Raw genomic sequence first — 8,559 nt, 5'->3', positions numbered from 1 at the left:
GGGGGCCCCCCCCCCCCCCGTGCCCAGTCCGCACGGGCGGGGCGTCGGCGGGCGGGCCCGGCCGGGCCCGGCGCGCCAGGCCCGGCGGGCCGGGGGGACGTGGGGCGGGGCGCCCCCGGCCCGGACAGCCGCTAGCGCGGCGGGGCAGCCGCGGGCCCCCCGCCCGCTTACGCCCGCGAAGCCGGGGCCCCGGATGGGAGGCGGCGGCGGCTTCATCGGCTCCCGCCTGCTGCGAGTCCTGCACCGGGCCGGGGCCACCGTCCGTACGCTCCTCGGGCCGCCCGGCTCCGCCGTGACGGCGCTGCCCGGCGCCGCCCTGGTCGCGCCGCCTGCGGGAATCGAGGCGTGGCAGGGCGAGGTCGACGATCCGGCGGTCCTGGCGCCGCTGGTCGCGGGTGCGGCCCTGGTCCTGCACCTCGCCGGGCCCCGGTCCGTCGCCGCCTCCTTCGGCGCCGCGGCGGCCTATGCCCGCATCCACGTCGCCGGCACGGCCGCGCTGGTCCAGGTCTGCGCGGGGGCCGGGGTGGCCCGGCTGATCCACGTGTCGTCGGCGGAGGTCTACGGGCAGCCCGCCCGGAACCCCGTCCGCGAGGATGCGCCGCTCGCGCCCCGCTCGCCCTACGCCGCCGCCAAGGCCGGGGCCGAGGCCTTCGTCCTGGCCGGCTCCGTCGCCGGCGGCTTCGAGGCGGTGATCGCCCGCCCGTTCAGCGTCTACGGACCCGGCATGGCCCCCGACACGCTGCTCGGCGCCCTCGTCCGCCGGGCGCGGTCCGGCGACCCCGTCGCGGTCTTCGATCCCCGCCCCGTCCGCGACTACTGCCACGTCGACGACGTGGTCGCGGCGCTCGTCGCGTGCTGCACCGCCGCGCTGCCCGAGCCGACGCGGGTCTACAACCTCGCGGGTGGCGTCGGGCTCAGCGTGGCGGCGCTCGCCGGGCGCGTGCTCGCCGCGGCCGGACGGCCGGGCGCGCCGGGCCTCGTGCCGCAGGCGGACCGCCCGCGGGAGGCGGACATTCTCGCGCTCGTCGGGGATCCCGGGCGGGCCGCCCGGGAGCTGGGCTGGCGCACCACCACGTCCCTCGACGCCGGACTTTCGGCGATGCTGCGGAGCGAGTCGTGACGGACCGCATCCTCATCACCGGCGCGCAGGGCTTCCTCGGCCGCTACCTCGCCGCGCACTGGCTGGCGTCCGAGCCCGACGCCGTCATCCTCGGCCTCGGCCGCTCTCCTGCCCGGCCCGACACCTTCACGCACGCCGTCGGCTGGGGCGGCGCCACGCTGCCGGCGCCCCTTCCCCCGGCCCTCGTCCGGACCCTGGCCACCCCCCGCTACGGCTACCGGCCGGTCGACATCGCCGATGGGCCAGCCCTCGCCCGGACGGTCCGGGAGTTCCGGCCCGACATCGTCGTGCACCTGGCCGCCGCCCTGCGCGACGACCCGCCGGGGCGCCTCGTGCGCACGAATGTCGGCGGGGTCGTCGCCCTCCTGGAGGCGCTCCGGACCTCCGGCGCGACCCCGCGCACGATCGTCCTCGGCTCGTCCGGCTCCGTCTACGGCGCGCTGCCCGGGCGCGAGCCTCCGTTCGGCGAGGCGGCGGCCTGCGCGCCCGCGGACCCCTACGCCGCCACCAAGCGGGCGGCCGAGGAACTGGGACGCATCCTGGCCGAGGCCGGCGCCCTCCCGGTGGTGTGGGGCAGGATCTTCAACCCGGTCGGCGCGGGCCAGGACGAGCGCCACCTCTGCGGCTGGCTCGGCCGGCAGGTGGCGGAGATCGGGGCGGGACTGCGTCCCCCCGCCGTCGTGGCGGGCCCGCTCGACACGACCCGCGACTACATCGACGCGCGCGACGTCGCCGAGGCGTTGCGCGTCCTCTCCGCGCGGGGTGCGCCGGGATGCGCCTACAACGTGGCCTCCGGCCGGGAGACCGGAGGGGAGGAGATCCTCGCGATGCTCGTCGCGCTCGGCGGCCTCCCCTCCCCTGTCGAGCGCGTCCGCCGGCCGGACCGATCGGGCGACGTCGCCCGCAGCTTCGCCGATGTGAGCCGCCTCGCCGCGCTCGGATTCCGGCCGCGCCACACCCTGCGCGACAGCCTGGCGGCGGTGCTGGACTATTATTGCGAGTGCGTGGCGGATTGCTCCTCGTCAGCCCCCACCCGTTCCGGGCCCGGAACGGGGGAAAGGTTTTAGGCGGACGGACTGCCTGCTGTGCGGCAGGCTCCGGGCACTGTCGCGCGCGGTCTCTGCGAACGCATCGTCCGCTCAGGTCTTGGTTCCGTTGCGGGGTTTGGTCGCAAACCTGGACCCCGCTCTTGCGCAACATGCTCGGCCGAATGGCGCGCTCACGGGTAGCGCACGGGCGGCGGATCCTCCGGAAGCGGGATGAACTCGGCGTCGTTCGGCACGGTGTCGAACCGGCCCTGGCGCCAATCCTCCTTCGCCTGCGCGATCCGTTCCGGCCGCGAGGAGACGAAGTTCCACCACAGGTGCCGCGGGCCGTCCATCGGCTCGCCGCCGAGCACCATGAAGCGGGCGGCCTGCGTGGCGCGCACGCTGATCCGGTCGCCGGGGCGGAACACCAGGAGCTGGCCCGGCCCGAAGCCGTCGCCGGCGATCTCGATCGCGCCCGCGACCGTGTAGATCGCCCGCTCGTCGTAGGTCGGATCGAGCGGCAGGACGGCCCCGGCCTCCAGCGCCACGTCGGCGTAGACCATCGGGCTCGACGTGCGCACCGGCGAGCGCGCCCCGAACGCCTCCCCGGCGATCAGGCGCACGGTCTTGCCCTCACCGGTCACGACCGGCAGCGCCGCGGCGTCGTAATGCTCGAAGGCCGGAGCGCTCTCCTCGTCCTGCGCCGTCAGGGCGACCCAGCTCTGGATGCCGAACAGCCGCGAGCCGGTCTGGCGCAGGCCGGCGCCGGTGCGCTCCGAATGGGTGATGCCGCGTCCGGCCGTCATCCAGTTCAGCTCGCCCGGGCGGATCGGCAGCTCGGTGCCGAGGCTGTCGCGGTGCATGATCTCGCCGTCGAAGAGGTAGGTGACGGTCGACAGGCCGATATGGGGATGGGGTCGGACGTCCATGCCCTGGCCGAGCAGGAACTCGGATGGTCCCATCTGGTCGAAGAAGATGAAGGGACCGACCATCCGGCACTCGGCCGAGGGCAGCGCCCGCCGCACGGCGAACGAGCCGAGATCGCGCGAGCGGGGCACGATCAGGGTCTTGATCGCGTCGCAGCTGAAGTGGTCGCCCGGGATCGGGTCATCGGCACCGTGCCAGCTCATCGCTCCTGCTCCTCATGATCGGGTGGTCGCACCCGCGGTCCGGGAGGCGCCCTCGACGGCTCGCGTCGTCCCGGGCACCGGCTGCAGGCAACCTGGAGCAGGAGCGCGGGCCTGGAAACGGAAACGATCGAAACACATCGTTTCGAAGTCTGGCGCGCCAGGTCCAGGCAATCCCTCCGGCCCCTCCGGTCCGGTCCGGTCCGGGCGATTGACAGCCTGTCCGAATGGGCAAAGCATGAGCGGGCCCAGCCCGGAACGGTACCGCGCGCCATGCGCCGAGCGACCGGGGGCGGCCTCCTCTCGGCCAGGCGCTGCCGGCCGCGGCGGGCGTCCGGGGCAGGAGGAGGTTCCGATGCCAGGGATCCGCGCGATGACCCCCGGTCGACTCGCCTCGGCGCTCTGCGCCGCCACGGTGCTCCTCGCGGCGGGACCGGCCGGCGCCGACGAGACCTGCCAGTCGCCCTACATGGTGAAGATCACCGGCGTCGAGGATTTCGTCTACGTCTGGACGCTCGGGGTCGAGGGGCTGGGCGACGGATCGGACAAGCTCGTCACGGTCGACGCGCGCGAGGGCTCCCCGACCTTCGGCCGGCCGATCCACGCCGTTCCGGTCGGCGGCCGGCACGAGGCGCATCACGGCGGCTTCACCGACGACCGGCGCCAGTTCTGGGCCGCGGGCCTGTCGGACAGCAGGATCTTCATCTTCAACGTGGCCGACGATCCGGCGAAGCCGCGGCTCGTCAAGGTGATCGACGATTTCGTCGAGCGGAGCGGCGGCGCGGCCGGCCCGCACGGCGCCTACGCGCTGCCCGGCCGCATGCTGATCCCGAGCCTGTCGAACCGGGACGGCACCGGCCGGGCGGCCCTCGTCGAGTACTCGAACGAGGGCGAGTACGTCGCGACGCACTGGCTGCCCACCGACGCCGCGCCGAACGGCGCGACGATCGAGGCCCGGGCGGACGGCTACGGCTACGACGCCCGGGTGCTGCCGCGCCGCAACGTGATGCTGACCTCGTCCTTCACCGGGCTCGAGAACTACATGCGCCCCCTCGGCGACCTGATGAAGGACGCCGAGGCGATGAAGCGGTTCGGGCAGACGATGGTGGTGTGGGACTTCCACGCCCGCCAGCCCCGCACCGTGCTGAGCGTGCCCGGCGTGCCGCTGGAGATCCGCTGGGCCTGGGGACCGCAGAACACCTACGCCTTCACCTCGACCGCGCTCACGTCCAAGCTCTGGCTCGTGCGCGAGGACGGGCGCGGCGCGTGGAGCGCCAAGGCGGTGGCCGATATCGGCGACCCGTCGACGCTGCCGGTGCCGGTCGACATCAGCCTCTCGGCCGACGACCGCACCCTGTTCGTCGACACCTTCATGGACGGCACCACGCGCGTCTTCGACGTCTCCGATCCCGACCGGCCGCGGCAGATCTACGAGAAGAAGATCGGCGCGCAGCTCAACATGGTCTCGCAGAGCTGGGACGGCAAGCGGATCTACTACACCAGCTCGCTCCTGGCGAACTGGGACAAGACCGGGGCGGAGAATGAGCAGTTCCTCAAGGCCTATACGTGGGACGGCAAGGCCCTGGCGCCGCGCTTCGCGATCGACTTCACGGCCGAGCGGCTCGGACGCCCGCACATGATGGCGTTCGGCGCGGCCTCGCTCTACGGAAAGTAGCGCCGATGCGCCCCGCCCCCCTCCTCGGCCTCGCGGCGCTGGGCGCCTGCGCCGCCTCCCTCGCCCATACCGGCCTTGCCCCAAACGTCCTTGCTCATGAGGGCCACGGCCACCCGCCGCGGGCCGAAGCGGGAGCCCCCTTCCCGATCCCGGAGCCGGGCAGCTACCGCCTGCCGCCGATCAAGCCCGCGGGCGGCGGCCGCGTCCTCGACGAGGCCGGCCGGCCCCGGGACCTGCTCGACGACGCGCGCGCGGGCGGCGTCACGGTGCTCGCGCTGATCTACACCCGCTGCGGCGACGTCTGCCCGCTCGCCAGCGCGGACATGGCCCGGCTGCAGGACCTCGCCGCGAGGGACCCGGCGGCGGCGCGCCGGATGCGGCTCGTCACCCTGAGCTTCGACCCCGAGCACGACACGCCGGAGGTGATGCGCAGCTTCGCCGCCGCGTGGCGCTCCGCCGATCCCGCCGCGCCCGCCTGGGCCTTCCTCACGGCGCCCGGCCGGGCCGAGCTCGCGCCGATCCTCGCGGCCTACGGGCAGCGCGTCGATGCCGGTCCCGACGGGTCGCTGAGCCACCTCTTCCGCGCCTTCCTGATCGATTCCGGCGGGCGCGTGCGGAACATCTACAGCCTCGACTTCTTCGAGCCCGCGCTGGTCCTCGCCGACATTCGCACGCTGCTCCTCGAGGAGGCCGGGTCCGGGGCGGCGCGGGGCCGCTGAGGGTGGGCCGTCGCCGCCGGGGACGCGCAGGTCATGGTGAGATCCCGGGCCGATCCGCGCCGCTCGCTCTTCGCGAAGTACTGCGTCGTGCTGTTCGCCGCGGTGGCGCTGCCCCTGTTCGCGAATGGCGGCCTCGAGGCGTGGTTCGGCTACCGCGACCGGCGCAACCAGATGCACGCGCTCCTCGGCCTGGAGGCCCGCGACGCCGCCTTCCGCATCCAGGGCTTCATCGACACCATCCGCGAGCAGCTCGGCTGGATGGTGCAGCTGCCCTGGGCGCCGGGCGCGGAGGACCGCCAGCGGCTCGATGCGCTGCGCCTGCTGCGGCAGGTGCCGGCGATCGCGCAGCTCACCCTCGTGGACGGGGACGGCCGCGAGCGGATGCAGGTCTCGCGCGTCAACCTCAACCGCGCCGGGAGCGGCGCCGACCGGTCGGGCGACCCGGCCGTCGTCGGGGCCCGGGCCGCCCGGGCCTGGTACGGCCCGGTGACCTACCATCGCGGCTCCGAGCCGTTCATGACAGTGGCGGTGGCGGGCAACCGCGCCTCCGTCGGCGTGGCGGTGGCGGAGATCAACCTCAAGCTGATCCGGGACGTGATCTCCGGAATCCGCGTGGGCGAGACCGGGCAGGCCCTCGTGCTCGACGGGCCCGGCCGGCTCATCGCTCATCCCGATCTCAGCCTGGTGCTGCGCGGCGCCGACGACCCGGCGGCGCGCCGGCTCGCGACCCTGCGCGAGGGCGCGCGCACCGGCGGCAGCACGACGGGCACGGACGCGGCGGGGCGGGCCGTCATCGCGGCGACGGCGGCGATCCCGGGGGTGGGCTGGACGGTGGTCGTGATGCAGCCCGCCGCCGAAGCGTTCCGGCCGATCACCCGGGCGCTCCAGCGCACCGGCGCGCTGATCCTCCTCGGCCTCCTGTTCGCCGCCGCCCTCGCCTACGGCCTGGCGCGGCGCATGACCGGCCCGATCCGGCTGCTCGAGCACGGCACCGAGCGGATCGGCGCCGGGGATTTCGCCCACCGCATCGCGATCGCCTCGGCGGACGAGCTCGGCCGGCTCGCCGCGCGATTCAACGCGATGGCGGGCGAGCTGGCCCTGTCGCAGGAGCGGCAGGAGCGCATCGGGCGCCTGAAGCGCTTCCTCGCCCCGCAGGTCGCCGAACTCGTCGACCGCTGCGGCGACGACGGCGTGCTCGACGGGCGGCGCGTCGAGGTCGCGGTGGTCTTCGGCGACCTGCGGGGCTTCACAGCCTTCTCGGCCGGCACGCCGCCGGAGACGGTGATCGCGGTGCTCGGGGAGTATTTCGCGGCGTTGGGCGGCGTGGTCACCGCCCACGGCGCCACCCTGGTCTCGTTCACGGGCGACGGCCTGATGGCGCTCGTGAACGCCCCCGTGCCGACGCCGGACCCGGGCCTCGCCGCCGTGCGGCTCGCCGTCGCCATGCAGGAGGCGGTCCGGCCCCTCGCCGCGTCGTGGCAGGCCCAGGGTTACGGCATCGGCTTCGGCGTCGGCGCGGCGATGGGCCCCGCGACCGTCGGGCGGATCGGCTACGAGGGCCGCTCCGACTACACGGCGATCGGGCCGGTGGTGAACCTCGCCGCCCGCCTCTGCGCCGCCGCGGCCGACGCGCAGATCCTGATCGACGCCGCCCTGGCCGAGGCCGTGCGCGGGCATTGCGCCGTCACGGCCCTCGGCGCGCTGCCGCTGAAGGGGCTGACCGGCGCGGTTCCGGTCTTCGGAGTCTCGTGCGGGCCCCCTGGGGCCGTCGAGACCGAAGGCCCTCGCGGTCTCACTCGATGACCGTGTCGGCACCGCTGAGGAGCGAGGCCGGGACGGTGACGCCGAGGGCGGCGGCGGCCTTGAGGTTCACGAACAGCTCGAGCTTCGTGACGAGCTGCACCGGCAGGGCCGACGGCCGCTCGCCCTTGAGGATCCGGCCGACATAGAGGCCGGCCTGCCGGTGCGACTGCGTGAAGTCGCCGCCGTAGCTCATCAGGCCGCCCGCGACCGGAAAGTCCCGCGACTGCGTGACGGCCGGCAGGCCGTGGCGGAGGGCGAGCGCGGCGAGGAGCCGGCTGCGCAGGGCGAAATAGGGATCGGAGGTGAAGACGAGCCCGCTCGGCCGTCGCGCCGCCGCGGTCGCGAAGATCGGCTCGAAATCCGCCTCGCCGCCGACCGGCACGGTCCGGAGCTGCACGCCCAGGGTCTCGGCGGCGGCGTGGATGGACTGCAACTGCGACGGCGCGGTCGGGCTCGTCGGGTTGAACGCCACCGTGAAGGTGGAGGCCGCCGGCACGGCCTCGTGCAGGAACTCCAGCCGCTTGCGCGACACCTCCACGCTCAGGCTCGACACCCCCGTGATGTTGCCGCGCGGGCGCGCCAGGTCCTCCACGATCCCGAGCGCGACGGGATCCCCGCCCATCTCGAAGATGATCGGGATCGGCGCTTCAGGGACCGCCGCCGTGGCGGCCTTCGCGGCGAGCGCGACGGGCGCGCCGCCCGGCGCCGCCAGCACCGTGACCCGGCGCTCGACCAGCTCCCGCGCGAGGTCGGGCAGCCGCTCGTAGCGCCCGTCGGCCCAGCGAAAGTCGATCGCGACGTCGTGGCCCTCGGTGAATCCGGCCTCGGCCAGCCCCTCGCGGAAGGCCGCGAGCCGGCTCGCGAAGGGCTCGGGCGACTCGAGCCCGAGATAGCCGATGACCGGCAGGGGCGGGCCCGGCTGCGCGCGCGCCGCGCGGGCGCAGGCGACTGCGCCCCCGAGCCAGGCGAGCACGTCCCGCCGCCTCGCCCGTGGCCCTCCCCCGCCGAACTGCCGTGGCGCCGTCATCCGGGATCGTCCGAGACCTCTCGCCTCGGGGCCGGAGCATACGCGCCCGGCGCTCCGGCG

Annotated in this window: 7 protein-coding genes; 5 read left to right on the top strand and 2 right to left on the bottom strand. The window is 75.0% G+C overall.

Features of this window, described 5'->3' with window-relative positions:
- Window positions 1-193 precede the first annotated feature (193 nt).
- On the top strand, window positions 194-1,120 hold the full coding sequence (locus VQ02_RS20915) for an NAD-dependent epimerase/dehydratase family protein (protein ID WP_053080482.1): 927 nt from the start codon (window positions 194-196) through the stop codon (window positions 1,118-1,120).
- Window positions 1,117-2,187, top strand: coding sequence for an NAD-dependent epimerase/dehydratase family protein (locus tag VQ02_RS20910; RefSeq protein ID WP_053080481.1), 1,071 nt, complete (start codon window positions 1,117-1,119; stop codon window positions 2,185-2,187). Before VQ02_RS20915 ends, VQ02_RS20910 begins: the two co-directional genes overlap by 4 nt.
- A 152-nt stretch (window positions 2,188-2,339) precedes the next feature.
- Here VQ02_RS20910 and VQ02_RS20905 read toward each other — a convergent pair whose 3' ends face one another.
- Window positions 2,340-3,278 carry a pirin family protein gene (locus VQ02_RS20905; RefSeq protein ID WP_048446141.1) on the bottom strand — a complete coding sequence of 313 codons (939 nt, stop codon included), beginning with the start codon at window positions 3,276-3,278 and terminating at the stop codon, window positions 2,340-2,342.
- 370 nt (window positions 3,279-3,648) lie between these two features.
- Here VQ02_RS20905 and mtoX point away from each other — a divergent pair, with 370 nt between their 5' ends.
- The 3 genes from mtoX to VQ02_RS20890 are packed head-to-tail and all read left to right on the top strand — an operon-like array spanning window position 3,649 to window position 7,472.
- Window positions 3,649-4,950, top strand: coding sequence for a methanethiol oxidase (mtoX, locus tag VQ02_RS20900; protein ID WP_209437045.1), 1,302 nt, complete (start codon window positions 3,649-3,651; stop codon window positions 4,948-4,950).
- Window positions 4,951-4,955: 5 nt separating this feature from the next.
- On the top strand, window positions 4,956-5,669 hold the full coding sequence (locus tag VQ02_RS20895) for an SCO family protein (RefSeq protein ID WP_048446139.1): 714 nt from the start codon (window positions 4,956-4,958) through the stop codon (window positions 5,667-5,669).
- Window positions 5,670-5,702: 33 nt separating this feature from the next.
- Window positions 5,703-7,472: a cache domain-containing protein gene (locus VQ02_RS20890; RefSeq protein ID WP_048446138.1), complete on the top strand. Its 1,770-nt coding sequence runs from the start codon at window positions 5,703-5,705 to the stop codon at window positions 7,470-7,472.
- On the opposite strand, the gene VQ02_RS20885 is transcribed toward VQ02_RS20890, so the two are convergent.
- Complete coding sequence (locus tag VQ02_RS20885; RefSeq protein ID WP_048446137.1) at window positions 7,462-8,499, bottom strand: ABC transporter substrate-binding protein; 1,038 nt, start codon at window positions 8,497-8,499, stop codon at window positions 7,462-7,464. The two genes, VQ02_RS20890 and VQ02_RS20885, sit on opposite strands and share 11 nt — an antisense overlap.
- Window positions 8,500-8,559: the final 60 nt, after the last annotated feature.

The sequence above is a fragment of the Methylobacterium variabile genome, assembly GCF_001043975.1.
GTDB classification, from domain to species: Bacteria; Pseudomonadota; Alphaproteobacteria; order Rhizobiales; family Beijerinckiaceae; genus Methylobacterium; species Methylobacterium variabile.
This window is presented reverse-complemented; position numbering and strand designations above follow the sequence as displayed.

What these genes read in the sequence shown, in the direction of transcription:
- VQ02_RS20915 (WP_053080482.1), top strand. Translation starts at nt 194, where the DNA reads ATGGGAGGCGGCGGCGGCTTCATCGGCTCCCGCCTGCTGCGAGTCCTG.
- VQ02_RS20905 (WP_048446141.1), bottom strand. Translation starts at nt 3,278, where the DNA reads ATGAGCTGGCACGGTGCCGATGACCCGATCCCGGGCGACCACTTCAGC.
- mtoX (WP_209437045.1), top strand. Translation starts at nt 3,649, where the DNA reads ATGACCCCCGGTCGACTCGCCTCGGCGCTCTGCGCCGCCACGGTGCTC.
- VQ02_RS20895 (WP_048446139.1), top strand. Translation starts at nt 4,956, where the DNA reads ATGCGCCCCGCCCCCCTCCTCGGCCTCGCGGCGCTGGGCGCCTGCGCC.
- VQ02_RS20890 (WP_048446138.1), top strand. Translation starts at nt 5,703, where the DNA reads ATGGTGAGATCCCGGGCCGATCCGCGCCGCTCGCTCTTCGCGAAGTAC.
- VQ02_RS20885 (WP_048446137.1), bottom strand. Translation starts at nt 8,499, where the DNA reads ATGACGGCGCCACGGCAGTTCGGCGGGGGAGGGCCACGGGCGAGGCGG.